Origin of the sequence: Pandoraea cepalis, assembly GCF_902459665.1 — a bacterium.
Classification (GTDB): domain Bacteria; phylum Pseudomonadota; class Gammaproteobacteria; order Burkholderiales; family Burkholderiaceae; genus Pandoraea; species Pandoraea cepalis.
Window position 1 is genome coordinate 262431 of the sequence record NZ_CABPSL010000001.1, and the last position, 26508, is coordinate 288938.

General features: G+C 64.6%; 28 protein-coding genes and 1 pseudogene. 12 read left to right on the forward strand and 17 right to left on the reverse strand.

Annotated elements, in window-relative coordinates; all coding sequences use genetic code 11:
• Window positions 1-11: 11 nt before the first annotated feature.
• The 6 genes from PCE31106_RS01150 to PCE31106_RS24525 all read left to right on the forward strand — a co-directional run bounded on the left by PCE31106_RS01150 (window position 12) and on the right by PCE31106_RS24525 (window position 4830).
• The gene (locus tag PCE31106_RS01150; RefSeq protein WP_150562110.1) at window positions 12-932 is read left to right on the forward strand and encodes an ABC transporter permease subunit; all 921 of its coding nucleotides are present in this window, start codon (window positions 12-14) and stop codon (window positions 930-932) included.
• Window positions 929-1933 carry an ABC transporter ATP-binding protein gene (locus PCE31106_RS01155; RefSeq protein ID WP_150562111.1) on the forward strand — a complete coding sequence of 335 codons (1005 nt, stop codon included), beginning with the start codon at window positions 929-931 and terminating at the stop codon, window positions 1931-1933. Before PCE31106_RS01150 ends, PCE31106_RS01155 begins: the two co-directional genes overlap by 4 nt.
• Window positions 1930-2976: a peptide ABC transporter ATP-binding protein gene (locus tag PCE31106_RS01160; protein ID WP_254440873.1), complete on the forward strand. Its 1047-nt coding sequence runs from the start codon at window positions 1930-1932 to the stop codon at window positions 2974-2976. The genes PCE31106_RS01155 and PCE31106_RS01160 overlap by 4 nt, the downstream gene beginning before the upstream one ends.
• 32 nt (window positions 2977-3008) lie before the next feature.
• Window positions 3009-3974, forward strand: a complete 966-nt coding sequence (locus tag PCE31106_RS01165) for a TraB/GumN family protein (RefSeq protein WP_150562112.1) — start codon at window positions 3009-3011, stop codon at window positions 3972-3974.
• Between the two features lie 146 nt (window positions 3975-4120).
• A complete protein-coding gene (locus PCE31106_RS01170; protein WP_017234016.1) occupies window positions 4121-4531 on the forward strand; it encodes a hypothetical protein in 411 nt (136 codons plus the stop codon).
• Window positions 4528-4830, forward strand: a complete 303-nt coding sequence (locus PCE31106_RS24525) for a type II toxin-antitoxin system RelE/ParE family toxin (RefSeq protein WP_150562113.1) — start codon at window positions 4528-4530, stop codon at window positions 4828-4830. The genes PCE31106_RS01170 and PCE31106_RS24525 overlap by 4 nt, the downstream gene beginning before the upstream one ends.
• A 32-nt stretch (window positions 4831-4862) precedes the next feature.
• Here the strand turns inward: PCE31106_RS24525 and ureG are convergent, their stop codons facing one another.
• The 17 genes and pseudogenes from ureG to urtA all read right to left on the reverse strand — a co-directional run bounded on the left by ureG (window position 4863) and on the right by urtA (window position 20307).
• Entirely contained in the window at window positions 4863-5501 is a 639-nt protein-coding gene (gene ureG, locus PCE31106_RS01180; protein ID WP_017234017.1) for an urease accessory protein UreG, read from the reverse strand.
• A gap of 74 nt (window positions 5502-5575) precedes the next feature.
• Entirely contained in the window at window positions 5576-6301 is a 726-nt protein-coding gene (locus tag PCE31106_RS01185) for an urease accessory protein UreF (protein ID WP_017234018.1), read from the reverse strand.
• Between the two features lie 94 nt (window positions 6302-6395).
• Window positions 6396-7064 (reverse strand): annotated as a pseudogene (ureE, locus tag PCE31106_RS01190) (urease accessory protein UreE); the annotation flags it as partial.
• 60 nt (window positions 7065-7124) lie between these two features.
• The gene (gene ureC, locus PCE31106_RS01195) at window positions 7125-8825 is read right to left on the reverse strand and encodes an urease subunit alpha (protein WP_150562115.1); all 1701 of its coding nucleotides are present in this window, start codon (window positions 8823-8825) and stop codon (window positions 7125-7127) included.
• A complete protein-coding gene (locus PCE31106_RS01200) occupies window positions 8822-9127 on the reverse strand; it encodes an urease subunit beta (RefSeq protein ID WP_130024590.1) in 306 nt (101 codons plus the stop codon). Before PCE31106_RS01200 ends, ureC begins: the two co-directional genes overlap by 4 nt.
• A gap of 45 nt (window positions 9128-9172) precedes the next feature.
• Window positions 9173-9748 carry a HupE/UreJ family protein gene (locus PCE31106_RS01205; RefSeq protein ID WP_150562508.1) on the reverse strand — a complete coding sequence of 192 codons (576 nt, stop codon included), beginning with the start codon at window positions 9746-9748 and terminating at the stop codon, window positions 9173-9175.
• A 233-nt stretch (window positions 9749-9981) separates the two neighbouring features.
• On the reverse strand, window positions 9982-10284 hold the full coding sequence (locus PCE31106_RS01210) for an urease subunit gamma (RefSeq protein WP_017234023.1): 303 nt from the start codon (window positions 10282-10284) through the stop codon (window positions 9982-9984).
• Between the two features lie 164 nt (window positions 10285-10448).
• Window positions 10449-11171 (reverse strand): amino acid ABC transporter ATP-binding protein, encoded by a 723-nt coding sequence (locus PCE31106_RS01215; RefSeq protein WP_017234024.1) that lies wholly within the window; start codon window positions 11169-11171, stop codon window positions 10449-10451.
• A complete protein-coding gene (locus PCE31106_RS01220) occupies window positions 11158-11808 on the reverse strand; it encodes an amino acid ABC transporter permease (RefSeq protein WP_017234025.1) in 651 nt (216 codons plus the stop codon). Before PCE31106_RS01220 ends, PCE31106_RS01215 begins: the two co-directional genes overlap by 14 nt.
• Window positions 11805-12491, reverse strand: a complete 687-nt coding sequence (locus PCE31106_RS01225) for an amino acid ABC transporter permease (protein ID WP_017234026.1) — start codon at window positions 12489-12491, stop codon at window positions 11805-11807. Before PCE31106_RS01225 ends, PCE31106_RS01220 begins: the two co-directional genes overlap by 4 nt.
• Window positions 12492-12531: 40 nt before the next feature.
• Window positions 12532-13302: a transporter substrate-binding domain-containing protein gene (locus PCE31106_RS01230; RefSeq protein WP_150562509.1), complete on the reverse strand. Its 771-nt coding sequence runs from the start codon at window positions 13300-13302 to the stop codon at window positions 12532-12534.
• Between the two features lie 424 nt (window positions 13303-13726).
• A complete protein-coding gene (locus PCE31106_RS01235) occupies window positions 13727-14578 on the reverse strand; it encodes an urease accessory protein UreD (protein ID WP_150562116.1) in 852 nt (283 codons plus the stop codon).
• A gap of 77 nt (window positions 14579-14655) precedes the next feature.
• Window positions 14656-15357, reverse strand: a complete 702-nt coding sequence (gene urtE, locus PCE31106_RS01240; RefSeq protein WP_017234029.1) for an urea ABC transporter ATP-binding subunit UrtE — start codon at window positions 15355-15357, stop codon at window positions 14656-14658.
• A 2-nt stretch (window positions 15358-15359) separates the two neighbouring features.
• On the reverse strand, window positions 15360-16145 hold the full coding sequence (urtD, locus tag PCE31106_RS01245) for an urea ABC transporter ATP-binding protein UrtD (RefSeq protein WP_232424620.1): 786 nt from the start codon (window positions 16143-16145) through the stop codon (window positions 15360-15362).
• Window positions 16146-16222: 77 nt separating this feature from the next.
• Window positions 16223-17425, reverse strand: coding sequence for an urea ABC transporter permease subunit UrtC (urtC, locus tag PCE31106_RS01250; RefSeq protein WP_150562117.1), 1203 nt, complete (start codon window positions 17423-17425; stop codon window positions 16223-16225).
• Complete coding sequence (gene urtB / locus PCE31106_RS01255) at window positions 17426-19048, reverse strand: urea ABC transporter permease subunit UrtB (protein WP_150562118.1); 1623 nt, start codon at window positions 19046-19048, stop codon at window positions 17426-17428.
• A 62-nt stretch (window positions 19049-19110) separates the two neighbouring features.
• On the reverse strand, window positions 19111-20307 hold the full coding sequence (urtA, locus tag PCE31106_RS01260; protein ID WP_369751579.1) for an urea ABC transporter substrate-binding protein: 1197 nt from the start codon (window positions 20305-20307) through the stop codon (window positions 19111-19113).
• A 255-nt stretch (window positions 20308-20562) separates the two neighbouring features.
• On the opposite strand from urtA, the gene PCE31106_RS01265 reads away from it, so the two are divergent.
• From PCE31106_RS01265 to PCE31106_RS01290, 6 genes are all read left to right on the forward strand, one after another.
• Entirely contained in the window at window positions 20563-20763 is a 201-nt protein-coding gene (locus tag PCE31106_RS01265) for a hypothetical protein (RefSeq protein ID WP_150562119.1), read from the forward strand.
• A gap of 166 nt (window positions 20764-20929) precedes the next feature.
• The gene (locus PCE31106_RS01270) at window positions 20930-22135 is read left to right on the forward strand and encodes an MFS transporter (protein WP_254440900.1); all 1206 of its coding nucleotides are present in this window, start codon (window positions 20930-20932) and stop codon (window positions 22133-22135) included.
• Entirely contained in the window at window positions 22087-23151 is a 1065-nt protein-coding gene (locus PCE31106_RS01275) for a GlxA family transcriptional regulator (RefSeq protein ID WP_254440874.1), read from the forward strand. Before PCE31106_RS01270 ends, PCE31106_RS01275 begins: the two co-directional genes overlap by 49 nt.
• A 54-nt stretch (window positions 23152-23205) precedes the next feature.
• On the forward strand, window positions 23206-23625 hold the full coding sequence (locus tag PCE31106_RS01280) for a hypothetical protein (RefSeq protein WP_150562121.1): 420 nt from the start codon (window positions 23206-23208) through the stop codon (window positions 23623-23625).
• A 299-nt stretch (window positions 23626-23924) separates the two neighbouring features.
• Complete coding sequence (locus PCE31106_RS01285) at window positions 23925-25286, forward strand: DcaP family trimeric outer membrane transporter (RefSeq protein ID WP_254440875.1); 1362 nt, start codon at window positions 23925-23927, stop codon at window positions 25284-25286.
• 357 nt (window positions 25287-25643) lie between these two features.
• Window positions 25644-26486: an ABC transporter ATP-binding protein gene (locus PCE31106_RS01290; RefSeq protein ID WP_150562123.1), complete on the forward strand. Its 843-nt coding sequence runs from the start codon at window positions 25644-25646 to the stop codon at window positions 26484-26486.
• The last annotated feature ends 22 nt before the right edge of the window (window positions 26487-26508 follow it).

The following is a 26508-nucleotide window of genomic DNA, read 5'->3' on the forward strand; positions in this document are numbered from 1 at the left end:
GGACGTCAATCATGAGCGATACACCGGCTACGCTGCCGCCCCCCGCCGCCGTGACGGCCACACCTCGTGCGCGGTTGTTCCGGGAGTTCCTGCGCAGCTTCACCGCGAACCGTGGTGCAACGGTCGCGGCCATCGTGCTGTTGTCGATGTTCGTGGCGGCGATCTTCGCGCCATGGATCGCGCCGCACAGCCCCATCGAGCAATATCGCGACTTCGTGAAGATTCCGCCCGCCTGGTTCGACGGCGGCAAGCTTCAGTTCCTGCTCGGGACCGACGAGGCCGGCCGCGACATTCTTTCGCGTCTGATCTATGGCGCACGCCTGTCGTTCTGGATCGGTCTGTCGTCGGTGGTGCTCTCGCTGATTCCGGGCATTCTGCTGGGGCTGCTGGCGGCGTTCTTCCCGCGCTGGCTCGACACGCCGATCATGCGGTTGATGGACATGATGATGGCGTTGCCGTCGCTGTTGCTGGCCGTGGCCGTGGTCGCCGTGATCGGCCCGGGCCTCGCCAACACGACCATCGCCATCGCGATCGTGACGTTGCCGGCGTACGTGCGTTTGACGCGCGCGGCGGCGATTGGCGAGTTGCAGCGCGAATATGTCATTGCCTCGCGCATGGCCGGGGCGGGCACGCTGCGACTGATGTTCTCGACGGTGTTGCCGAACTGCGCGGCACCGCTCATCGTGCAGGCCACGCTGAGTTTCTCGGTGGCCATTCTCGATGCGGCGGCGCTCGGCTTTCTTGGCCTGGGCGTGCAACCGCCGCTCGCCGAGTGGGGCTCGATGCTTGCCTCCGCACGCGATTACATGGAAAGTGCCTGGTGGATTGTGACGCTGCCGGGACTTGCGATCGTCATCTCGGTGCTCGCCATCAACCTGGTCGGCGACGGCCTGCGCGACGCACTTGACCCCAAATTGAAGCGAATCGCATGAGCCTGCTCTCCATTCGAAATCTTTCGGTCGACTTCGACGGCGCACGCGCGGTCGAGGGCATTGACCTCGACGTCGGCCAGGGTGAGATTCTTGGCGTGGTCGGCGAATCCGGTTCGGGCAAGAGTGTGACGATGCTCGCGCTCATGGGGCTGGTCGACGCGCCAGGCCGCGTACGTGCCGATGAAGTACGCTTCGACGGACGCGATCTGCTGCGCGCGTCGGCGCGCGAGCGTCGCGGCATCGTCGGCCGCGACGTGTCGATGATCTTTCAGGACGCGCTTTCCAGCCTGAATCCGAGCTACACCGTCGGCTATCAGATCGCCGAGGTGTTGCGCCGCCACATGGGGCTGCGCGGACGTGCGTTGCACGATCGCGTCGTCGAGTTGCTGGAGCAGGTCGAAATTCCCGATGCCGCGAACCGGGTCGGCGCGTATCCGCATCAGCTCTCCGGCGGAATGAACCAGCGGGTGATGATTGCGATGGCGATTGCCTGCCGCCCGAAGCTGCTCATTGCCGACGAGCCGACCACCGCGCTCGACGTCACCATCCAGGCGCAGATCATGGCCTTGCTGCTGCAATTGCAGCAGGATCACGGCATGGCGCTCGTGCTGATCTCCCATGATCTCGCCGTCGTGGCCGAAGTCGCGCACCGGGTGGCCGTCATGTATGCGGGGCAGGTGATCGAAAACCAGCAGGTGCCGGCGCTGTTCGATGCCCCGCATCATCCCTACACGGAGGCGTTGCTCGCAGCGATTCCCGAGCACAACCGGGGCGTGCGGCGACTGCGTACGTTGCCGGGCATGGTGCCGGGGCGCGACGATCGGCCGACGGGCTGTCTGCTTTCGCCGCGTTGTCCGTATGCCGACGACCATTGCCGCACGGTGCCCCCCGCATTGAAACCCTACGTCGGGCCCAACGCGTCGGGCTCGCCCCAGGTGCGATGCTTCAAGCCGCTGCCGCATGCGGTGGCGGATGAACAGACGACAGGAGGAGCGCAATGAATGAAACCGTTTTCGCGACGCCTCCGGGAGTGCCGCAGGCCCCGGCCGCACATGAAGCGGGCCGCGACGGCAGCCGCGTGGTGCTCGCCGCCCACGATTTGACGCGCTTCTACGCTGTCAATCGTGGCTTCATGCGCCCACAGGCCACGGTCAAGGCACTCAACGGCGTGTCGTTCTCGCTGGCCGCCGGTCGTACGCTGGCCGTGGTCGGCGAGTCGGGGTGCGGCAAATCGACGCTGGCGCGGGTGCTGACGTTGATCGAAGCACCGACGTCCGGCAGACTCGTGGTCGACGCGACCGAGACCACGGCGGCGTCGGCGGGGGCGCTGGCGCCGCTGCGCACGCGAATCCAGATGGTGTTCCAAAACCCGTATGCGTCGCTCAACCCTCGCAAGACGGTCGGGCAGGCGCTCGACGAGCCGCTGTCCATCAACACCTCGGCGAGCCGTGCCGAACGCGGCGAGACGATCGCGGCGATGATGCGCACGGTGGGGCTGCGTCCGGAACATGTGGCGCGCTATCCGCACATGTTCTCTGGCGGGCAGCGGCAGCGGGTGGCGATTGCCCGGGCGATGATCCTGTCGCCGGCCATCGTGGTCGCGGACGAGCCGGTTTCGGCCCTGGATGTCTCAATTCAGGCACAGATCCTGAATCTTTTCATGGATTTGCAGGACCGATACGCGACGAGTTACGTATTCGTGTCGCATAATCTCGCCGTGGTCGAGCATGTGGCCGACGACGTCATGGTGATGTATCTCGGCCGCGCGGTCGAACACGGCCCCAAGGCCGCCGTGTTCGGCAAGCCGCTGCATCCGTACACCAAGGCGCTGATGTCGGCGACGCCGGCGATCAAGGCCGCCGAGCGGCGCGTGAAGATGGCGCTGACCGGCGAGTTGCCCTCGCCGCTGCGGCCACCGCCGGGGTGTGCGTTTGCGCCGCGCTGTCCGTACGCGATAGACCGTTGCCGCGAAGAAGTGCCGCAACTGCGCAAGCTCGACGGGCGTCTGGTGGCGTGCCATCGGGTTGAAGACATTGAGGGATGACGAGATTGGGTGGACCACCACGCGCGACGCATGTGAGTCGGGGCGCTGCATTGGCCGGCTGGCTGCTCGGTTGCCTGCTGATGACGTTCGCCATCACGCTGGACGCGGCGTCGATCGTAACGCCGCAAGCCGTGGCGCCGCGAACGTTGCCGCTGGTCGTGCCCGAGCCGGGCGAATCGCCGCCCGGCGCCAATCTCCCGTTCTACGAAGCCCGCAAGGGCGACATGACCATCTACGTGATGGGCACCCTGCACGTCGGCAAGCCGGACGACTACCCGTTTCGCAAAGTCGTGGTCGATGCGCTGCGCGTGTCGTCGGTGGTGGCGTTCGAGTTGTCGCCCGACGACCTGACGATGTCCCAGGACGACGTGCAGAAGTACGGCATGTGCTCACGCGCCTGTCTGCCGAGGCTGATCCCGGGGGCGCTGTGGCGTAAGCTGCGCGCGCGTCTCAAGGGCAATCCGGCGATGCTGGCGGAGATTCGTCACATGCGTCCGTGGCTGGCGGCGCTGCTCGTCGAGACGCTGGATTCGATGGGGGCCGATCTGCAAACGGAGTACGGCACCGAGAACCAGTTGGAGAACATCTATCGCGGGCGCATCGTCGGTCTCGAATCGCTGGCGGAGCAGATGGATGCCTTCACCGGACTGACGTCGGCTCAGCAAAACGAACTGCTGGCGCAGGAGCTGGTGCTCACACCCAAGACCGCCACGGCGCAGGTAGAGGAGTTGCACCGTCTGTGGCGGGCCGGGGATGCCGAGCTGGTGTTCGACTGGTCTCAGGGCAAGGCGGCGCAAGTGCGGCGCAACGTGGCACTGGCCGACGCCATCGACGAGCGCATTCTGTACTCGCGCAATCGGCGCTTTCTGGCGCGCATGCTGTTTCTGGCGGACCCGGGCAAGCCGGTCTTCGTCGCCATCGGCACGCTCCATCTCGGCGGCCCGCATGGGGTGCTGCAACTGCTGCGGGAGCATGGATTTTCCGTGGCGCAGCGGTAGTCTGAAACGGACCTGAGACAGGCGGGCGATCCGGCTAGGAATCGCCCGAGAAACAAGCCCACCCGATTGACTCCCCCATCCCTGACGATTAATTTGGTCACACTCGTGTGAGTGGCCCCCCGCCCAAATCCTTGTCAGGAGCCACGATGCCAATTGTCGATCAAAGCGCCGATCTTGCCGTGCGCCAAGCGCCGGCGCATGCCATTCCTTCCACGCCTTTTGAGCCGTCCGAGCCGGTTGAGCCCGTTGAGCGCATAGAGCATTACGCGCTCAGCGTTGAAGAAGAGGCGCAGATCCTCTACGAAGCAACGATCCGCGGACTTGCCGACGTGGCCGCCGGCCGCAAGCTGCCCAGCGAAGTCGTAAAGACCGGATGCTCCGTCGACCTCAATGAAGCGTATTTCGAGTTCCCGCATGACCCCAGCGAGATCCACGTCGACGAGTTTGTGGGCATCCTACTGGGGCTGCGGGACGCCGACGCCGGGCGCACGGTACCCGATGAGGTGGTCAGCGCCGAGGCTGAGGCGTGGAGACGGAGCGTTCTGAAACGGCTGTGATTGCAACGATCCAATGGTCAAAGCATGCCCAAAGGGATCGCACCATCGCCAGGATGTCGCTGGAGAATCTCAACCTCCACGTCGCCCTCGATTTTGAGGATTCGCTGAAACGCGCAGTGAAAACACTGCGCTCGTTTCCTGCCATTGGTCGTCCCGGGCGCTTACCCAATACCCGAGAACTTGTTTCTCACAAGCGATACCGAATCATTTACCGTCTAAAGGAGAACAAAGTCACCATTCTCAAATTACACAACGTCAGTCGTCCCTGGTCTCCCAGGGACTACCCATTCCACGACTGACGTATCCCCGGCCGGCGGCTTCGTGCATGACCTCAAGCCAGCATCCCCCGTGCCTCGATAAAACGGATGATCTCCTGAAGGCCTTTGCCTTCCCTCATGTTCCCCATGACGAACGGACGCATGCCGCGCATTTTTTGCGTATCCGAACGCATGATGTCCAGCGATGCCCCGACGTAGGGGGCGAGATCGGTCTTGTTGATGACGAGGAGATCGGACTTGGTGATGCCGGGGCCGCCCTTGCGCGGAATCTTCTCGCCACCGGCCACATCGATCACGTAGATCGTGAGATCCGAGAGTTCGGGACTGAACGTGGCCGCGAGGTTGTCGCCACCCGATTCGATGAAGACCACGTCGGCGTCAGGAAAGCGTTCGAGCATGCGTTCGACGGCCTCGAGGTTGATCGATGCATCCTCCCGGATGGCCGTGTGCGGGCAACCGCCGGTCTCGACGCCAAGGATGCGCTCGGGCGCCAGCGCTCCGGCCACCGTGAGCAGGCGCTGGTCCTCTTTCGTATAGATGTCGTTGGTGATGACGACGAGATCGTAGCGCTCGCGCATGGCTTTGCAGAGCATCTCGGTCAGGGTGGTCTTGCCGGAGCCGACCGGGCCTCCGATGCCGACACGCAGCGGCGGATTCTTCTTGGTACGACGGGCGTTGGCAGAAGTCGTCATGGCGAATGTCGTGAGTGGCGGAAAAAAGGAAAGATGACGAAATGACGAAAATCGAGGACGCGACGTATCGTGTCTCACGAACGGAACAAGCGTGAATACTGTGTTTCGTGACGCGACGCGAGAATGGCCAGCGCCGGGGAAAAGGTATTGATCCGGTCATCCGGCAACGACGCGGCTCGATGCGCGGCATCGACCACGCGAGGGCGCAATGCCACGATGACCCGTTGCGCGGCCAATTGTCCGAGCGGCACGGCCTTGAGCGCGCCGGCCACCTGATTCTCGAGCCAACTGAACGCGTAAGCGACGAGCGTGTCCAGCAGCGGAGCGCCATGCGTCAGCGCCGCGAAGGCGAAGGCCGTTGGCAACGCGATCGGACGCAGCGAGGACAGGTGTTCGCGCTGTATCGGATTCCCCCATTCGAGGGAGATCGCCAGTTGCGTGAGCGACCAGCCCATCTGCTCGGTTTCCGCACGCAACTCGGCCGCCTCGCGCGTGGCGAGTAGCCATTCGTTCACACGGGTGAGCGACGCGACATCGCCCGCTTGCCAGTGGCGCCACTGTCTGGCGAGCAGGGCCATCTCGCCGGTCGTGAATACGCCGTCGAGCTGGCTGGCAATCCAGCGCTCGGCGCTCGGGGCATCGTGGATGATGCCATGTTCCACCGCGGCTTCGAGCCCTTGTGAATAGCTGAACGCGCCGATGGGCAGCGCCGGCGATGCGAGATGCAGTAGCGCCGCGAGTGACTGCAACGACGCGGTGGCAACCGGTTCAGCGAGAGGACTGGCCAGACTTGCCGTCATCGGTCGGACTCACAGGGAAAAGCGCATTGCCGGCAGTGGTGCTGTCCGGCGTATGGGAGTGGTCATGCCCGCAATCGGGGCCGTGAACATGGGCATGGCCGTGATGATCGTCGTGAGCGTGCGAGTGCGCGCAATCCGGGCCATGCACATGCCCCGACGTGTGATCGTGATGGCACCCCGGGCCGTGAGCGTGGTCATGATCGTGCCCGTGGACGTGACCATGATCGTGCTCGTGGTCATGCGAATGTCCATGATGCTCATGGAACACGCGCTGGGCGAGCGCCATGTCTTCGGCGAACGTCGCATCGTGACCATGTTTGTGGCCGCCGCCATAGGCGCCCGCCTCGGGTTCGAACGGCATCAGCGCTTCGGCTACGTCGACATCCAGTCGCAGCAACATGTCGCGCAGCACCGGGTCGTATTCGAGCTTGAGATAACCATCGCCCACTTCGACAGGCGTATGCCGATTGCCGAGATGGTATGCCGCGCGGGTCAGCGCGAGCGGCGTGGCGGCCGTGACGAGCAGCACCGTCTCGGGGGCGGCTTCCACGCGAATGAGGCCGCCGTCGTCGGCCACGAGCCCATCACCGCCGCGCAGCACCGTGCCGCGCGGCAGGAACAGGGCGACGTCTTCGCCGGTCTCCAGCGTGGCGCGCAGGCGGCTCTTGCTGCGCGCATCGAACGGCAGCACGAGCGCCGGGGCACGCCGCATGAGCGGCGCAGCCAGGCGTCCGGCCTCGAGGCGTTTCTCGACGCGGCGCAGCGTCGTGGGAGGGGCGGCGTTATCTGCCGGGTGGGGCGATTCGGGGGCTTGCGACATAGCTCAGAAGAGGAAGTAACGTTGCGCCATCGGCAGCACGCTCGCAGGCTCGCAGGTCAGCAACTGCCCGTCGGCGATGACCTGATAGGTCTCGGGGTCGACGCTGATATGCGGCAGCCAGTCGTTGTGGATCATGTTGGCCTTGGTCACCTGCCGGATATTGCGCACCGGCACGATGCGCTTGGCCAGTCCATAGCGGCTGGCCACGTCGCCATCGTACGCCGCCTGCGACACAAACGTGAGCGACGTGCGCGCCAGCGCCCCGGCGCGCGCGCCGAACATTTCGCGATAGTGCACCGGCTGAGGCGTCGGGATGGACGCGTTCGGGTCCCCCATGAGCGCTGACGTAATCATGCCGCCCTTGAGAATCAGCGACGGCTTCACGCCGAAGAACGCCGGTTCCCACAGGACCAGATCGGCCCATTTGCCGACCTCCACCGAGCCGATCTCATGGGCCATGCCGTGTGTGATCGCCGGGTTGATCGTGTACTTCGCCACGTAGCGCTTGACGCGGAAGTTGTCGGCCTGCGCAGAGTCGGTGCCGAGCGCGCCGCGCTGCACCTTCATCTTGTGCGCCGTCTGCCACGTGCGCATGACGACCTCGCCGACGCGCCCCATGGCCTGAGAGTCCGACGAGATCATCGACAGTGCGCCGAGGTCATGCAGGATGTCTTCGGCGGCAATCGTTTCGCGGCGAATGCGCGATTCGGCGAACGCAATGTCTTCCGCGATGGCCGGATCGAGGTGATGGCAGACCATCAACATGTCGAGATGCTCGTCGAGCGTGTTGATGGTGTACGGCCGCGTCGGGTTGGTGGACGACGGCAGCACGTTCGCCTCGCCGCACACTTTGAGAATGTCCGGTGCGTGACCGCCCCCGGCGCCCTCGGTGTGGTACGTGTGGATCGTGCGGCCCTTGATGGCCGCAACGGTGGCTTCGACGAAGCCGCCCTCGTTGAGCGTGTCGGTGTGGATGGCGACCTGCGTATCGGTCGCATCGGCCACCGACAGGCAGGCGTCGATGGCGGCCGGCGTGGAGCCCCAGTCTTCGTGCAGCTTCAGGCCGATCGCGCCGGCCTCGATCTGCTCCAGCAGCGGGGCGGGCTGGCTGACGTTGCCCTTGCCGAGAAAGCCGAGGTTGATCGGCCAGCCGTCGGCCGCTTGCAGCATGCGCTCCAGGTGCCACGGCCCCGGCGTGCAGGTGGTGGCGTTCGTGCCGGTCGCCGGCCCGGTGCCGCCGCCGAGCAGCGTGGTCACGCCGGACGAGAGCGCCTCGTCGATCTGTTGCGGGCAAATGAAGTGGATGTGCGAGTCGATGCCGCCCGCCGTGACGATCATGCCTTCGCCGGCGATCACTTCCGTCGCGCCGCCCAGTGGAATGGTCACGCCGGGCTGGATGTCCGGATTGCCCGCCTTGCCGATGCCCCAGATCCGGCCGTCCTTGAGTCCGATGTCGGCTTTGACGATGCCCCAGTGGTCGATGATGACGGCATTGGTGATGACGGTATCCACGACGTCGGCGCGCGTGCGCTGCGATTGGCCCATGCCGTCGCGAATCACCTTGCCGCCGCCGAACTTCACTTCTTCGCCGTAGATCGTATAGTCGCGCTCGATCTCGACGATGAGTTCCGTGTCGGCGAGCCGCAGCCGGTCGCCCGTCGTGGGGCCGAACATTTCCGCATAGGCGCGGCGTGAAATCTTCATAGCGCCCCCATCACGCGACCCGCGAAGCCGAAGACGCGGCGGTCCCCCGCCAACGCGACCAGTTCGACCGTGCGTTGCTGCCCCGGCTCGAAGCGCACCGCGGTGCCGGACGCAATGTTCAGGCGAAAGCCGCGCGTCGCTTCGCGGTCGAATTGCAGCGCGTCGTTGACTTCGTAGAAGTGAAAATGCGAGCCGATCTGGATCGGGCGATCGCCGGTGTTGGCAACGCTCACGCTGAGGGTCGGGCGACCCTCGTTCAGCGTGATGTCACCTGCGGCGGGCAACAGTTCTCCGGGAATCATGAGCGTCTCTTGGAGGAATTGAAGGATGCGCGCAACCTTGGCCGTTCAGGCCGCCGCGACGAGCAGCGCCGCGCCGTAGGCGAGCACGCCCGCGCCGAGCACGCGCGGCAACCACGCGGTACGGCGACGCAGCGCAACGCCGGCCACGATGCCCAGACTGTGCAGCACGCCGGTCGCGAGCAGAAAGCCGGCCATGTAATGCATGGCGCTCGCCTCGGCCGGCAATTCCGCACCGTGAGCCACCCCATGGAAGATCGCGAACGCGCCGACGACGGCAGCCCCCGCTGCGCCGGGCAGCTTCGCGCGCGTCGCGAGCATGAGTCCCAGCACGAGCAGCGAGACGGCAATCATCGGCTCCACGCCCGGCAGCCCCGCGCCATACGCCATGCCGAGCAACCCGCCTGCAGCAAGCATGGCGACGAAAGCCAACGGGGCGAGCCAGACACGTTTCGACGTGAGCGCACTCCACAAGCCAACCACGATCATGGCGCAAAGGTGATCGGCGCCGGTGAGCGGATGCACGAAACCTGCGACGAAACTGCCCGCCGCGTCATGGCCCGGATGACCGGGGTGCGCGAGCGCCAGACTCGATGCGGCGAGCAGCGCGAGGCCAGTCGTCACACGCACGACGCGAGGGTACGTGCGACCGGGGGCCGACGAAGCATCCGCCGCGCACGCGACGGTCACTTCATGGGCATCATGGGCAATAGGGAGGCGGGACACTGACATGAGACGTCCTTAAGATGGGGTTGTCGACGACAGAGAATCGAATGCGAAGCGAAGGACAAGGGTGACCGAGAGCGAACGGCGATGAGGGCCACCTCCGTACGCTCGGCATTCCGCGCGTGCGCCCTTCAGGGAATCGGGTGGTGCACGGTGACGAGCTTGGTGCCGTCAGGAAACGTGGCTTCGACCTGAATGTCCGGAATCATTTCGGGCACGCCTTCCATCACGTCGTCGCGCGAGAGCAGCGTGGTGCCGTAATGCATCAGGTCGGCCACGGTGCGCCCGTCGCGCGCGCCTTCCATGAGGGCGGCGCTGATGAAGGCCACGGCCTCCGGGTAATTCAGTTTCAGCCCGCGCGCACGCCGACGTTCGGCGAGCAAGGCGGCGGTGAAGATGAGCAACTTGTCTTTTTCGCGCGGAGTGAGCTTCATCGTGAACGGGGGGGAACGTCAATGCGAAAGGGTCGTGGGGCGGTCGCCGTTGCCGCACATCATAGGCGCACGTTCTTGTCCGCGCCACTGGGTTTTGCCGCCTGCGTGGCACGCACCAAAACTGTGCGAAACGACGCGGCGGCAGGTGTCGGTCATCGGCGTCGTCATTGGCAGAGAAAGCGCTGCAATTCTGGTGTCGACGGCTGCGTGAAGAGGGTTTCCGGCGCGCCGGACTCCCAGATCTTGCCCTGATGCATGAACACCACGCGGTCCGACACATGACGGGCGAAGCGCATCTCGTGCGTGACGAGAATCAGCGTCATGCCTTCGGCGGCGAGGTTTTCGAGCACCCCCAGCACTTCGGCGACCAACTCGGGATCCAGCGCAGAGGTGATCTCGTCGCACAGCATCACGGCCGGACGCATGGCGAGCGAGCGGGCGATCGCCACACGCTGCTGTTGACCGCCCGAGAGCTGGGATGGATAGCTGTCGAACTTGTCGGCCAGTCCCACCTTATCGAGCATGGCGCGGGCAACGTCGCGCGCTTCCGCGCCAGGGGTTTTCTTCACCACCTTCTGCGCGAGCATCACGTTTTCGCCGGCCGACAGATGCGGAAACAGGTTGTACTGCTGGAACACCATGCCGACTTTCAGACGCAATGCGCGCAGATCGGTGTCGCGCGCGCCGACGTGCACGCCCTCCACGGCGACACTGCCCGCGTCGAACCGCTCCAGGCCGTTGAGCGTGCGCAGCAATGTGCTCTTGCCCGACCCGCTCTTGCCGATGATCGACACGACCTGGCCGCGCTCGACGTCCAGATCGATGCCCTTGAGCACGGGGGTTTCGCCGAAGCGCTTTTGCATGCCCCTGACTTCAATGAGCGACATGGAGTTTCCTTTCGAGATGACGCGCCCACAGCGACAGCGGATAGCAGGCAGCAAAGTAGAGCAGCGCGACGAGGCCGTACACGGTGAACGGCTGGAACGTCGCGTTGGTGAGCATGGTGCCGGTCTTGGTGAGTTCGTCGAAGCCGATGATCGACGCGAGCGCCGTGCTCTTGACGACCTGCACCGAGAAGCCGACCGTGGGCGCGATGGCAATGCGCAGTGCCTGCGGCAAGATCACGTGCCGCAGTTGCTCGCCGTAACGCATGGCGAGACTCGACGAGGCTTCCCATTGGCCGTGCGGAATCGCGTCGACGCAACCGCGCCAAATCTCCGTGAGATAGGCGCTCGTGTAGAGCGTGAGGCACACGGCCGCCGCGACCCAGGGCGAGACGTCGAGACCGAGCAGCGGCAAGCCGAAGAACACCAGGAACAACTGCATGAGCAGCGGCGTGCCCTGGAACACTTCGATATACAGCGCCACGGCGCGTGCTGCCCAGGAAACGCGTCCAACGCGCACGACAAGCAACATCAGGGCGACGCCGCCGCCGCAGACGAAGGCGATGGCCGACAGGGCGAGTGTCCAGCGGGCTGCCAGCAGCAGGCCGTGCAGCATGTCCCACGTCGAGAACTCGATCATCGGGCACCTGCCTTGACGTTGACTGTGCCGCGAAAGAGGCGCCGTGCGCAGCGCGTCAGCACACGGCGCAGTGCGATCGCGAGCGCGAGGTACACGGCGGTGACGATCAGATAGCTCTCGAACGCCCGGAACGTGCGCGACTGCACGAAGTTGGCGGCGTACGACAGATCGGGCACGGAGATCTGCGAGACGACGGCCGACCCCAGCATCACGATCACGATCTGGCTGGCGAGCGCGGGGAACACCTTGGCAAACGCCTGCGGCAAGATCACATGACGCAGGATCTGACCGCGCGTCATGGCGAGCGACAGTCCCGCTTCGGACAGACCGCGCGGCACCGCGCGCATGCCGGCGCGAATGATCTCGGTGGCGTACGCGCCCAGGTTCACGCTCATGGCGAGCACGGCGGCGGTCGTCTCGTCGATATGAATGCCAAGACTCGGCAGTCCGAAGAAGATGAAGAAGAGCTGCACAATGAACGGCGTGTTGCGGATCAGCTCGACGTACAGCCCGGTAATGGCTTTGAGCCACACCGCGCCTTCCTCGCGGGCCACGGCGCACAGCGCGCCGAGGCTCACGCCCGCGACCGTGGACACGGCCGTGAGCACAACCGTCAGCGCGGCGCCGCGCACGAAGAGCATCAGGTATTGCCGCAGATCGGCAAAATCGAGAACGTAATGCATGTGAAGCCGGTGAGGAGTCGCGAGGGGCGGGATGTCAAGATCAGAGATTCGTCGGCAGCGGCATGCCGAGCCACTTCTGCGAGACGTTGCTCAGCGCGCCATCCTTCTTCGCCGCGGCGAGAATCTCGTTGACCTTGGCGAGCAGCCGCGGCTCGTTCTTGTTCAGGCCGACGAAGCACGGCGAGTTCTTGATGAGAAACTTCGGCTCCGGCAACTTGGGCGGGTGCTTGGCGAGAATGGCCGCAGCCACGACGTTGCCCGTGGCGACCAATTGCACCTGCCCGGAGAGGAACGCCGAGATCGTGCCGTTGTTGTCTTCGAAGCGCTTGATCGTGACGTCGGCCGGGGCGATCTTCGAGAGTTCGAGGTCTTCGACGGCGCCGCGCGTCACACCGACGGTCTTGCCCGACAGGTCGGCGGGCTTGGACACCGCGAGATCCTTGGGCCCGAACACGCCGTTGTAGAACGGCGCATACGCTTGCGAGAAATCGATGACCTTCTCGCGCTCGGCGTTCTTGCCTAGGCTGGAGATCACCAGGTCGGCCTTGTTCGTCGTGAGGTAGGGGATGCGGTTGGCGCTCGTCACCGGCACCAGTTCCAGCTTCACGCCCATGCCCTTGGCGAGCAAGGCGGCAGCGTCGATGTCGTAGCCGACCGGCTTCATGTCGGCGCCGATCGAACCGAACGGCGGGAAGTCTTGCGGCACGGCCACGCGCAGGGTGCCACGCTTGACGATGTCGTCGAGTCCGTCGGCATGCGCGCTGCGCGGCACGGCCACGGCGAAGACGGTGATTGCGCTCACGGCCAGCATCAGCGTGGTGAAAGCGCGACGGGCCCGTGCGCGTGCGCCGAGCGTGGCGGCAACGGTGTCGTGAGAGAAGGCACTACGAATGAACGGCAGCATAGAGGCAACCTCGTGGATCGGGGGGCGAAGCATTCCGGTAACAGGAGTGTTCCGGCGGCCGGCACATCTGGTCTGACCGGTCGATACAGTGATCTAGCAGGAATCGTGCCCGGCAATGCTTCAGGTCACGGGGCTGATGGGATGGGGCGCACGCACGCGCAACGTGCCGTGCCGACGGCTACGGCGACAGCAATGGCGACGACAACGGGAAGTGGCGAAAACGGGGAGGGAAGCCCAGCATTGGTGCGAATTCGGGCCGGAGAGGATGACGCGGCAGCGCGCGCGTCACCGTTATGGTGCGTGTGGTGTGTGTGACGGGAGGGAAGCCGTCTCACGTCGCCCAGAGTCGCAGCGGCTCGGCGGGCACGCCGTGAACGAGCGGGCGCAGCGTCAGCCAATGCGAGACCAGCAACCGCCGTACCGTCTCCATATCGTGTCCGAGCACGCGCAGCACGAGCACGTTGCCCGGCAGGCACGTGATCCCCGCGCGCAGCGTGTCGTCGAACGGCAGGCCTTGGGCGAGCGACTCGGCCAGCTCGCGTGTGCAAGCGGCACCGACGGCCCACAGCGTGGCGAAGATGGGGAAACCCGCCAGCGCGGTAGTGCCGGTGCGTTGCGCATCGTCGGCGTCGAGCACGGCCTGTTCCGCCCACAGCAGACGATCCGTCGCATCGCGTAGTTCGAAGCGCGCGCGCCATTGACCGTGCGTCCACTGCTCACCCGCCGCCTGACGGCCGAGCAGCGTGGCGTCCCAGCCGATGACGGACGCGTTCTCGCCAAGCTTCACGGTGATGCACTGGCGCGCATCCGCATGCTCGAACACGATGTTCTCGAGCGGCAGCCAGTCGAGCTTCGCGCCGTCGCGTACGGTGAGGCTGATGTCCTGCGTTCCGAATCGGCCTTGCGACTTGTACCACTTGGTCGCCCCCGGCGTGGTCAATACGGCGTGCGCGTTGGGACCGACCTCGACGTCGATGGACAGCGTGTCGCCGCCCGCAATCCCGCCGGGCGGATGCACGACCACGGCATGACAAATGCCGGGGCCTTCCGGATGAAGTGACTTCTGGACGACGAGCGGGCCGTGGTGGCGTCGCGTGGCGAGAACGGTGCGCGCTTCGTGACGGGCGAAGCCGAGCGTCAGCGCGGCGTGCCAGCCGGCGCTGGGCGTGTGCGGAGAATTCATGAAAATCGTTCGGCAATGGATGGCGCGAATCTAGCACGCGCCGCCCGCGCGCGACATCGAAACCTGCCGCCTCTGTCTCACACGGCCACCTGATGCCGTACGCCGTCGGCTTCCATGTCCTTGCCGAGGCCGCTCGCCACGATGGCGCCCCGACTCATCACGCGATAGTGATCCGCGAGTTGTAGGGCAAAGTCGTAATACTGCTCGACCAGCAATACCGTCATGCCGCGTTCGTCGACCAGACGCCGCAATGTGGTCCCGATGTCCTTGATGATCGACGGTTGAATGCCTTCGGTCGGCTCGTCGAGGATCAGCAGTTGCGGGTCGCTCATGAGCGCGCGTCCAATGGCCAGTTGCTGTTGTTGCCCGCCGGACAGGTCGCCGCCGCGCCGCTGCTTCATATCGCGCAATACGGGGAACAGTTCGTAGATGTGCTCGGGCACGCCGCGCTTGGCCTCGCGCGCGGGACGGCTCGCCGCACCGATCAACAGATTCTCTTCGACAGTGAGACGCGGGAAGATCTCGCGTCCTTGCGGCACGTACGCCAGCCCATGCGCCACGCGCGCATACGGGGGGGCTGACGTCAGGGCAGTGCCGCGCCACGCGATGCTGCCCGACTTCACCGGCACCACGCCCATGAGGCACTTGAGCAGTGTGGTCTTGCCCACGCCGTTGCGCCCGAGCAGCACGGTGAGCTGGCCGTCGGGCACGGTGAACTCCACGTTGCGCAGAATGTGGCTACCACTGTAGTACTGATTGAGTGCGTGAATTTCCAACATGGTCAGCGTCCCAGATACGATTCGATCACGCGCTCGTCGCGTTGCACGACATCGAGCGTGCCTTCCGCCAGCACCCGCCCTTCGGCCATCACGGTCACGAGTCCCGTCTCGCCGGCGAGCGCGGCGACGAACGCCATGTCGTGCTCGACCACCATCATCGAACAATGCCCGCGCAGCCGGTTGAGCAACTCGGCGAGCTGCGCGGTCTCTTCGTCGGTCATGCCGGCGGCGGGTTCGTCGAGCAGCAGGAGTTGCGGTTGCTGCATGAGCAACATGCCGATCTCCAGGCGCTGCTTCTGGCCGTGCGACAACTGTCCCGCACGCACATGGGCCTGATGCTCCAGGTGCGTGAGCGTGAGCACTTCCTCGATGCGGCGTCGCATGGTCGGCGTGAGCATGTCCCATAGGGCGCGGAACCAGCGTTTGTCGCCCGCACACGCGAGTTCGAGGTTCTCCCACACGCTGTGATGTTCGAACACCGTCGGTTTCTGGAACTTGCGGCCCACGCCCGCCTGCGCGATGGCCGGCTCGTCGAGCCGGGTGAGGTCGAGCGTCTGGCCGAGGAAGGCGCGGCCGGCGTCGGGGCGGGTCTTGCCCGTCACGACGTCCATCATCGTTGTCTTGCCCGCGCCGTTCGGGCCAATGATGCAGCGCAGCTCGTCGGTCTTGATCGCCAGCGACAGGTCGTTGAGGGCGCGAAAGCCATCGAACGATACGGAGATGTTCTCGAGGTAGAGGATAAGACCGTGCGACGTGTCGATCTCGCCCGGCACCACGAGATGCGACATCCCGGTAGGGTCGCCGCTGACGGTGACGGATGCATCGGGGGCGTCGGCGATTTGCCAACTGATGTCGATGTCGGGTCTCATGCGCGGTCTCCGGTGGCGGGGTGCGGCGCATCGCCTTCGGCGGCGGCCGGCGCGTATGGCGTGCGCTTGCGGGACAGTTGTGCGACGAGGCCGATCACGCCCTGCGGCAGCAGCAGGGGCACGAGCACGAACATCGCGCCGAGGAAGAACAGCCAGTACTCGGCGAAGTATGCCGTGAAGAAGCTCTTCGCACCGTTGACGAGGAACGCACCGGCAATCGCGCCCACGAGCGAGCCGCGTCCGCCGATGGCGACCCAGATGGCCATCTCGATGGAGTTGACCGGCGCCATCTCGCTCGGGTTGATGATGCCGACCTGCGGCACGTAAAGCGCGCCCGCAATGCCGCACAGCATGGCGGACAACGTCCACACGAACAGCTTGTAGCTCAGCGGCCGGTAGCCGAGGAACATGGCGCGCGATTCGCCGTCGCGAATGGCCGTGACCACACGGCCGAACTTCGAGACGACCAGCGCGCGGCACAGCACGAAGGCACCGATCAGTACGACGAACGTCGCGAGGAACAACACCGTGCGCGTGGTTGCCGACGTGATCGAGTAGCCGAGAATGCGCTTGAAGTCGGTGAAGCCGTTGTTGCCGCCGAAGCCGGTTTCGTTGCGATAGAAAAGCAGCATGGCGGCGAACGTGAGCGCCTGCGTGATGATCGACAGGTACACCCCCTTCACGCGTGAGCGGAAGGCCAGATACCCGAAGAGCCACGCGACCACGCCGGGCAGTGCCACGACGAGAAACATCGCCCAGGCGAAATGCTCGGTGCCGGTCCAGTACCAGGGGAGCGACTTCCAGTCGAGAAACACCATGAAGTCGGGCAAGTTGCTGTGATACACGCCGTCGCGCCCGATGCCGCGCATCAGGTACATTCCCATGGCATACCCGCCGAGCGCGAAGAACAGGCCGTGGCCCAGGCTCAGGATGCCGCAATAGCCCCACACCAGATCGAGTGCGAGCGCCGCAATCGCGTAGCACATGATCTTGCCCACGAGCGTCATCGCGTAGGCCGACAGATGCAACGGGTGCGTGGCCGGCAGCACCAGGGCGCAAACCGGCACGAGAATCGTCACCGCCAGCACGAACGCGAACAGCAAGGGCGCGACATGCTTCGGCAGGAGCCGGGCGCGCGGCGGCACGTCCAGCGAGATCGAAGGGGCGATCCCTTCGGGCAGGAAGTTCGACGTCTGCATTCAGGCCTCCGCGCTGCGCCCTTTGAGCGCAAACATGCCCTGCGGGCGTTTCTGGATGAACAGCACGATCAGGATCAGCACGGCGATCTTGGCGAGCACGGCACCCCACACCGGTTCGAGCAGCTTGTTGGCGATGCCCAGGCCGAACGCACCGACGATGGTCCCGGCCAGTTGTCCCACGCCGCCCAGCACCACGGCCATGAACGAGTCGATGATGTAGCTCTGCCCGAGGTCCGGGCCGACGTTGCCGATCTGCGAGAGCGCGCATCCGCCCAGTCCGGCAATGCCTGCGCCAAACGCGAAGGCATAGCTGTCGACGCGTCCCGTCTTCACGCCGACGCACGCGGCCATCGACCGGTTCTGCGTGACGGCGCGAATGAACAGCCCCAGGCGCGTGAGGTTGAGCACCGACCAGGTGAGCGCCACGACCACCAGCGCGAATATCAGGATCGCGATGCGGTTATACGGCAACATCAGGTTGGGCAGTACGGCGACGCCGCCGCTCATCCACGAGGGATTGATCACTTCCACGTTCTGCGCGCCGAACAGCGTGCGCACGCCCTGGATCATGAGCAGGCTGATACCGAACGTCGTGAGCAGCGTTTCGAGCGGGCGGCCGTACAGATGCTTGATGACGGTGCGCTCCAGCACGAAGCCGAGGAAGGCCGCCACAAGGAAGGCGGCGGGCACGGCGGCGACCAGATAGGCGTCGAACGCCCCCGGCAGGAAGCGCTGAAAAAGCGTCTGCACCACATACGTGGCATACGCGCCGACCATCAGGAATTCGCCGTGCGCCATGTTGATGACGCCGATCAGGCCATAAGTGATGGCCAGGCCGAGCGCGGCGAGCAGCAGCACACTGCCAAGCGACAGGCCGGCGAAGAGCGTGCCGAAGAACTCGCTGCGGCGCTGGGCGGCGGCCAGTTTCGTCAGGGCGATGTCGGCGGCGCTGCGCACGCTGGCGTCGGGTTCGGCATAGGTGCCGTCCGCTTGCTTCGCGACGATGGGCAGCAGCAGATCGCGCATCTGGGGGTCACCCGCCGCGGCGATCAGATCGATGGCTTCACGACGCTTCTTCGCGTCGGTGTCGTGCAATGCCGTCTGCGCCCAGAGCTGGTCGAGCCGTTTGCGCAGCGTCGGATCGGTCTCCTTCTGGCGCGCCTGTTCGATGAGCGTCTTGAATGCGGGCGACGGGTTTTGCAGCATCGTGTCGATGGCTTGCGCCCGGGCGTCGTGATCGGGCGAGCGCAAGGCGCCGGCGGCGGCGGCCGTAGCGACCTTGGCGCGCAGTACGTTGTTGAGCGTGATCGATCCCGCGTTGTCGCCCTTGATCGGGGCGCCCGTGATCGGATCGAGGGTCTTCTCGCCGTCCTGGATGGCGAGGCGATCGCCCACGGTCACGACCGTGTCGTCGGCCAGCGCCTTGAGGAGCGCGGCGGCCTGCGGCGAGTCGTCGGACGCAAGATGATCGATGGCCTGCGACTTGGCGTCGAAGTCGTCGCCGGCCAGCGCCGTGAGGTCGGCGCTCGAGACGGCGGCCTGGGCCAGGGAGGGAGTGGTCAGCGCGGCGCCCAGCGAGAGCAGGACAAGGGCGGCAGCGGTCCAGCGTCTTATCGTTATCATCAAAACCTCTGCGCGCGCCGGCGGCCATCGATCCGGCGCCGGCGCAGGGAATGGAGGGAGGGTCAGACCTTGTCGGGCTTGCCTTCGTTACCCGCGATGTACGGGCTCCACGGCTGCGCACGCACCGTGGTCTTGGTCTTCCACACGACGTTGAACTGACCGTCCGGGCGAATCTCGCCGATCATCACCGGCTTGTGCAGGTGGTGATTGCCGTCCATGACCATGTCGAAGCCGTCCGGCGACTTGAAGGACTGGCCGATCATCGCGGTGCGTACCTTGTCGACGTCGACGCTGCCCGCCTTCTCGACGGCCTGCTTCCACATATGCATGCCGACGAACGTGGCTTCCATCGGATCGTTCGTGACACGCTTGTCGCCGCCGGGCAGGCCCTTGGCCTTGACGTAGGCGAACCACTCCTTCTTGAACGCGTCGTTGGTCGGGTTCTTCACCGACATGAAGTAGTTCCATGCCGCGAGGTGCCCGACGAGGGGCTTCGTGTCGATGCCGCGCAGTTCCTCTTCACCGACGGAGAACGCCACCACCGGCACGTCGGTGGCTTTTAGACCCTGGTTGCCGAGTTCCTTGTAGAACGGCACGTTCGAATCGCCGTTGATGGTCGAGATGACCGTGGTCTTGCCGCCCTGGGCGAACTGCTTGATGTTGGCGACGATGGTCTGGTAATCGCTGTGGCCGAACGGCGTGTAGACCTCCTGGATGTCCTTGTCGGCCACGCCCTTCGAATGCAGGAAGGCGCGCAGGATCTTGTTGGTCGTGCGCGGATAGACGTAGTCGGTGCCGAGCAGGAAGAATCGCTTGGCGCCGCCGCCTTCCTTGCTCATCACGTATTCCACTGCAGGGATCGCCTGCTGGTTCGGCGCCGCGCCCGTGTAGAAGACGTTCTTCGACATCTCTTCGCCTTCGTACTGCACCGGGTAATAGAGCAGGCCGTTGAGTTCTTCGAAGACGGGCAGCACCGACTTGCGCGACACCGACGTCCAGCAGCCGAACACGGCGGCGACCTTGTCCTTGGTGAGCAGTTGACGGGCCTTTTCCGCGAACAGCGGCCAGTTCGACGCCGGGTCGACCACCACGGCTTCGAGCGGGCGGCCCATCACGCCACCCTTGGCGTTGATGTCGGCGATCGTCATGAGCGCGACATCCTTGAGCGACGTCTCCGAGATGGCCATCGTGCCCGAGAGCGAGTGCAGGATGCCGACCTTGATGGGCGACTTGCTCTGCGCGAACAAGTTGGGCGCCATGCCCGTCAGCGATGCGGCGCCCGAGAGGGCCGCCATCTGGAGTAGCGTGCGTCGTTTCATGGTACGTCTTCCCCTTTCCTGGTTAGACCGGTCGATCCGGTACCGGAGGAGTAACGCAAAGGCCGTGCCAGCGATGGGCGGGATTGGGCATGCGAGGTAACGGTGCACGTTCGCGCAAGCAAAAGCGTCGAACGTCGCTAAGCGCGCGCAGGCCCGCGAGGGCGGCGTCTGCGCGTCGAATCGTCAGAGTCGATCGTGTCGTACGCATGGGACTCGCCGCAGGGGTTCATCGGCGTGTCGTCTTCCGAACGAAGCAGTGTGGTGCGGCTGCGCGCTGAGTTGGTGCGCACCGAGTTGGCGCGATTCGGTGACATGACCGCCAGGAGGGGCGCCGGCCAGGACGACTGCATGGTGCCCGAGACGCCTGACGACGAGGTGGCATTTTTTGATGCATGATTGGCATTCGTGCCAAACCGGTCGACGGCAAGATGAGGGCTCCCGACGACTCTCCGACTTGTTCGACAACACGCTCATGACCGATGCCATTGCCGGGCGCGCCGCGCGCCCCACGGATTCCGAACCCAGCGGGCGCCCGAAGCGTTCCGGGCGCCCCGATCGTTCGATGGGCCGCCGCTATGCCGCGGTGCTGGCCGCGTGCCAGGCGTTATTCACGGCGGCGATGTCCGTCGACCTGACGTTGACGGGGCTTGTCGGCTACATGCTGGCGTCCGACAAAGGTTATGCGACGCTGCCGTTCTCGCTGATTACCGTGGCGTCCGCCATCACCACGATCTTTGCGTCGATGTTGATCCAGCGTATCGGTCAGCGTCTCGGTTTCGCGCTGGGCGCATTGTTCGGCACGGTCGGCGGGCTGGTGTCGGTCATGGCGATCTACGAGCGTCACTTTGCGATGTTCTGCGCGGGTACGGCGTGTGTGGGGGTGTTTCAGGCGTTCGCGCGCTATTACCGGCTGGCAGCGGCCGACGTCGTGCCGCTCGACGACAAGCCACGCGCGATTTCCATCGTGCTCACCGGCGGCGTGCTGGCGGCGGTGATCGGACCGGCGCTCGCGGCAGGCAGTAAAAACTGGCTCGCGCCGGTGACGTTCGCGGGATCGTATCTCGTCGTGGCGATTCTCTCGGCGATGTCGTTGGTGTTGCTCGTCGGATTGCTGCGCGATTTACCGGTGCATGCGGCCGCCAGTGCCACCGGCGACGCGGGTGCATTACCGGCCAGGCCGCTCGGCGAGATCATGCGTCAGCCGATTTATGTGGCGGCGCTGGCGAACAACCTGATCGGCTTCATGGTGATGATGTTCGTCATGACGGCGACGCCCATCGCGGCGGTGACGTGCGGGCACAGCATCGACGACGGCGCGCACATCATCGAGTGGCACTTGGTGGGGATGTATGCACCGTCGTTCTTCTCGGGGCATCTCGTCAAGCGCTGGGGCGTGGTGCCGGTGTTGCTGGCGGGCATTGCGATGAGCGCCCTGTGCGGTGTCGTGGCGCTCGCGTCGACGAGCCTGCCGTACTTCTATGCGGCGTTGGCGTTGCTCGGCGTGGGATGGAACTTCATGTTCGTGGGCGGCACGACGTTGCTCACGATGTCGTATCGTCCGGCGGAGCGTGCGCGCGCGCAGGCCGCCAACGAATTCATCACCTTCGCCGGGACGGCGCTCGCGAGTCTGTTCGCGGGGCAGTTGCTCGCTCGCTTCGGCTGGGCCACCATCAACCAGGCGACCTTCCCGCTGCTCGCGCTCGCTGCGCTGGCGACGGTATGGTACGCCGTCGACGCGAAGCGCCGTGCGGTGCCCGCGACGGCCTGACGCTCCAACGCTCCGACATTCTCGCGATCATGAACCCACCTCGTCTCGTTGCCTTTCTCATCGTGCCGCCGTTCGTGTTGCTGGATCTGGCCGGACCGCTCGACGCGTTTCACGCCGTCATCCGCAACTTCGCGGCGTTGGGGCAAGCGACACCGTATCGCACCGTGGTGGTGTCCGAGCATGGTGGGCCGGTGGAGACGGGCTCGGGTATCACGCTGCACACCGAGCCGATGCGCGCGCTCGAAACGATGTCCGTCGACACATTGATCGCGGTGGGCGGCGCGGTGGCGCATCGTCCGGCGGTGCCGGGTGAGGTGGGCGAGTGGTTGCGCGACTATGCCCCGCGCGTGCGGCGCGTGTGTTCGGTGTGCGTGGGGGCGTTCATTTTGGGGGCGGCGGGGTTGTTGGATGGACGTCGCGCGACGACGCACTGGCTCGACACGGCGATGTTGCAGGCGTGTTATCCGAAGGCGCGGGTCGAGTCGGATCCGATTTATGTGCGTGAGGATCCGGTCTGGACGTCGGCGGGCATTACGGCGGGGATCGACCTGGGGTTGGCGTTGGTCGAGGACGATTTGGGGGCGGATATCGCGTTGCAGGCGGCGCGTCGGCTGGTGGTGTTCCTCAAGCGTGCTGGGGGGCAATCGCAGTTCAGCCCGCCATTGCAGGCGCAGGTCGCGGCGGGGGCCCCGTTCGGGGAATTGCACGCGTGGATGTCTGAAAGGCTCGATGGCGATCTGTCGGTGGTGCGGCTGGCCGAGCAGGCGAACATGAGCGCGCGCACGTTTGCGCGGAGTTATCTCGCGCGGACGGGGTCGACGCCGGCCAAGGCGGTGGAGCGCATGCGCTTGGAGGCGGCCCGGTTTGCCTTGCTCGACTCGGATGCGCCGCTCAAGCGCATCGCCGCACGCGTGGGCTTCGGCGACGAACAAAACCTGCGCCGCGCGTTTCAACGCCAGTACGGCGTGACGCCGGTGGCGTATCGGGAGCGGTTTGGGGTGATGGGCGTGGCGTAGGCGTGAGACGTTTGCGGCGGCCAGGGATGGTCGGCGTCAAATGACGCTGCAGTGGTGACGATCAGGCAAACGACATTTCGGAATCTGCCGATTTCGAACGGTTCGCGTTCCATCGATACTTCACGGATCGCACCTATCGTCACCACACCGAGACCTAACTGTGTCCGTCATCTTGATCTGGCCGATAGCAAGGTCTCGGTCCTTAATTTAAATGACGACTGCTTCTTCGTCAGCGAGCAGTTCGATCCGGCGGCCGACGAGCGATTTCGAATCGCCGATGGCACGTCATTGCCCAACGTTCATGGCGTGATGGCCATTGCCGTGGGTTTCAACGGGACGCGGATTCTCGTGGTGGTGGACTCGGGCGCGGGTGCCAGCACACTTCCGGCGGCCCTGCTCAACGCGCGCCTCCGGTTCGCCTTGCTCGAACGGACCGACGCGTCTCCTCCGAGGCAATTCCTGCAGGGGACTTAGACCGCAGACCCTACGCCGCCCACTTCCCCGCCGCCCCGGGTAAACACCGTCAATTCAGTCCCGCCAGCGTCAGCCAGTTGACAGCTAGTCCTCCCTAAGATTCGTTCACTGCTCACGATGCTTCCTTGAGCGGGTTTGCATGAACAACAATCAGATGCGGGAGACAGCGGATGAAACGGTGGGCGAAGTTACCTAAGAGGCGAGAACGTCGTTCGAAATTGGACAAGTCGTTGTCGGCGAAAGTCCTGTGCTGCGCAATTGCAGGTCTCGGCGCGATGCCGGCAGCACATGCCGATGACATGAGCAAGCTTCAGGCAGAGATTCACGATCTGTCGGTACGGCTCGATCAGTTGAAAATGGCGCAGAGCCAGACAGCCAAGAATCCCGTCGCGGCGACCGTCGCGCAAGCGCCGACCGAGAGTCTGCCGCCGACGAAGGCCGAGCAGATGAGCATTTCGGACCAGTACATCCGTCGCGGGGCCATGCCTGGGTCATTCATCGTCCCGGGCACCGACACCTCGCTCAGTATTGGCGGCTTCATCAATTTTCAGGGCATTTACGATCCCACCGAAAATCTCGGGCCAAAGTTTGCGATAGGCAATCTGGATCCTGCCGGCAGCAACGCGCGAGCGCAATCGGCGCGCACGTTCCATTTCCAGGACAAGGTTTCACGACTGGTCGTGGGGAGCAGCACGCCAAGCCCGTACGGCAACATCACCACCAATTTCGGACTCGACTTCTACGGCTTCGTCTCGGGCGGCGACAACAACCAGGCATTGCAGAACAATAGCTGGGGTGCCCGCGTGGTCACCGCTTACGGCACGATCGGCGGGTTCCTCGTCGGTATGGCGAATTCGAACTTCATCGACGACCCGGACGCGGTGGAGACATTCGACAACGCCGGACAGGCAGGCCTCCCGGCCGCGCGCACGCCGCAAGTCCGTTACACGCTGCCGCTCGGCAAAGGCAGTGCCGTGTCGTTCGCACTGGAAAACCCGCAGACCGGCTACCAGGATACGCGTGGCAACATCGAGGCCGTGACGAAATCGAACCCGTTCCCGGATCTGAGCGTGAAGTACGAGCGCGAAGCCGCCTGGGGCCACTTTCAGGTTTCAGGGATTGCCCGTGAGCTCGGCTTCACCGACCAGAATGGATCGCGCACGACAAAGCTTGCGGGCGCGATGCTGATGGGCGCGACATTCAATCTGCCCAAGGCGGGCGGCGGATATGGTCGTGACAATTTCGGCGGCCAGGTCTGGTACGGCGCATTGGGCCGATACATTCCGGACGATTTCGGTGCCAACACGGCTTCCGTGCTCGCGATCAACAACGGAACGGCCGCCAACCCCACAGGGGCCACGGATGTCCAGATTCAGCCCGAGCTTGGGGGAGGCCTGTTCTTCCAGCATTGGTGGACCGACAAACTGCGTTCGAACATTGGATTCGGATACAACCACCAGCGATTGGCATCGTTCCTGCCCGCCGATCCGCAGAACGCCGTCACTACCAAGACCGTTCACCTCAACCTGATTTATCGACCATTCCGCACCGTCGACGTGGGCATCGAGGTGATGTGGGGGCAAAAGACGTTTCAGAACTCGACGGGACTGTCTGCCGCCACGGCAAAACGTATCGAGGCCGGCGGCATCTGGCATTTCTGATCGAACGTTGGCGAGCCGGACGGAAGAATCGACGTCAATGCGTTTCTCCGACAGCGCTTGCTAGGTGCGATTCCCGTAGCCAAAAAATCTGAATGATGCACGGAATCTGTCATTCGAGTGCTTTGCAAGCATATAAAAATAGGAGTCCTATTTAGATGCGTGATCGACGTGTTAGAAAATTTCAGTGATTCTAAATTTTCAAGCCTGTTCTTGCCTTTCGGCAATGGGTCACTGAAGGAGTAGCCCGATACGGGTTCGAAGAGAGCTCGATGTGGGCAGCGTGAGATTTTTGCAATTCACTCATCGGCGTCCACCACTTGGTCGGATGTCGATGGGTACACGACATAAGGTTTTGCGATGGTAGAGAATTCAGCAGGGCAAGGAGGTATTCAGTTCTCCGGGGTGACGAAGCGTTTTCCCACGCGAGACGGGACGGAAAAGACGGTGTTGCGCGATGTCAGCCTCGTCATCGAGCCGGGCATGTTCTGCGCGGTGGTGGGGCCGACCGGATGCGGCAAGTCCACAACCTTGACGCTGGCCGCAGGGTTGTATCGACCCAGCGCTGGCGTTGTCAAGGTATCTGGCCAGGCCGTCGACGGAATTTCCGGCGGTGCCGGCTTCGTCTTCCAGAACGACGCACTCCTTCCCTGGAAGTCGATCCTGAAGAATGTGGCGCTCGGGCCGTCGTTTCGTGGCGTTCCGAAAGCGGCCGCGATGGACGAGGCGCGTGAGTGGCTGCGGATCGTCGGTCTGTCGGGCTTCGAAGACTACTTCCCGTATCAGCTGTCCGGGGGCATGCGCAAGCGCGTCAGCCTTGCCGCCGCACTCATCAACAAACCCTCCATGCTTCTCATGGATGAGCCGTTCTCTGCGCTCGATGTGCAAACGCGGGCCATCATGTCCAACGAATTGCTGACGCTGTGGGAGCGCACCCGACCGTCGGTCCTGTTCGTGACGCACGACCTTGAAGAGGCGATCGCCCTCGCCGATCGCGTCGTGGTGATGACCGCCGGGCCTGCCACCGTCAAGGCGGTGTTCGACATCGACCTGCCGAGGCCGCGCGGCGAAGTGCAGGAGATCCGCTTCCATCCGCGGTTTCTCGATCTTTATCAACAAATCTGGGATTCGCTGCGCGAGGAAGTCGAGCAAGCCTATTCCCGAACGACCTCCGCAGCGAAGGTCAGGGGGGCCTCGGCATGACCAGCTCGAACTCAAGTGCAAA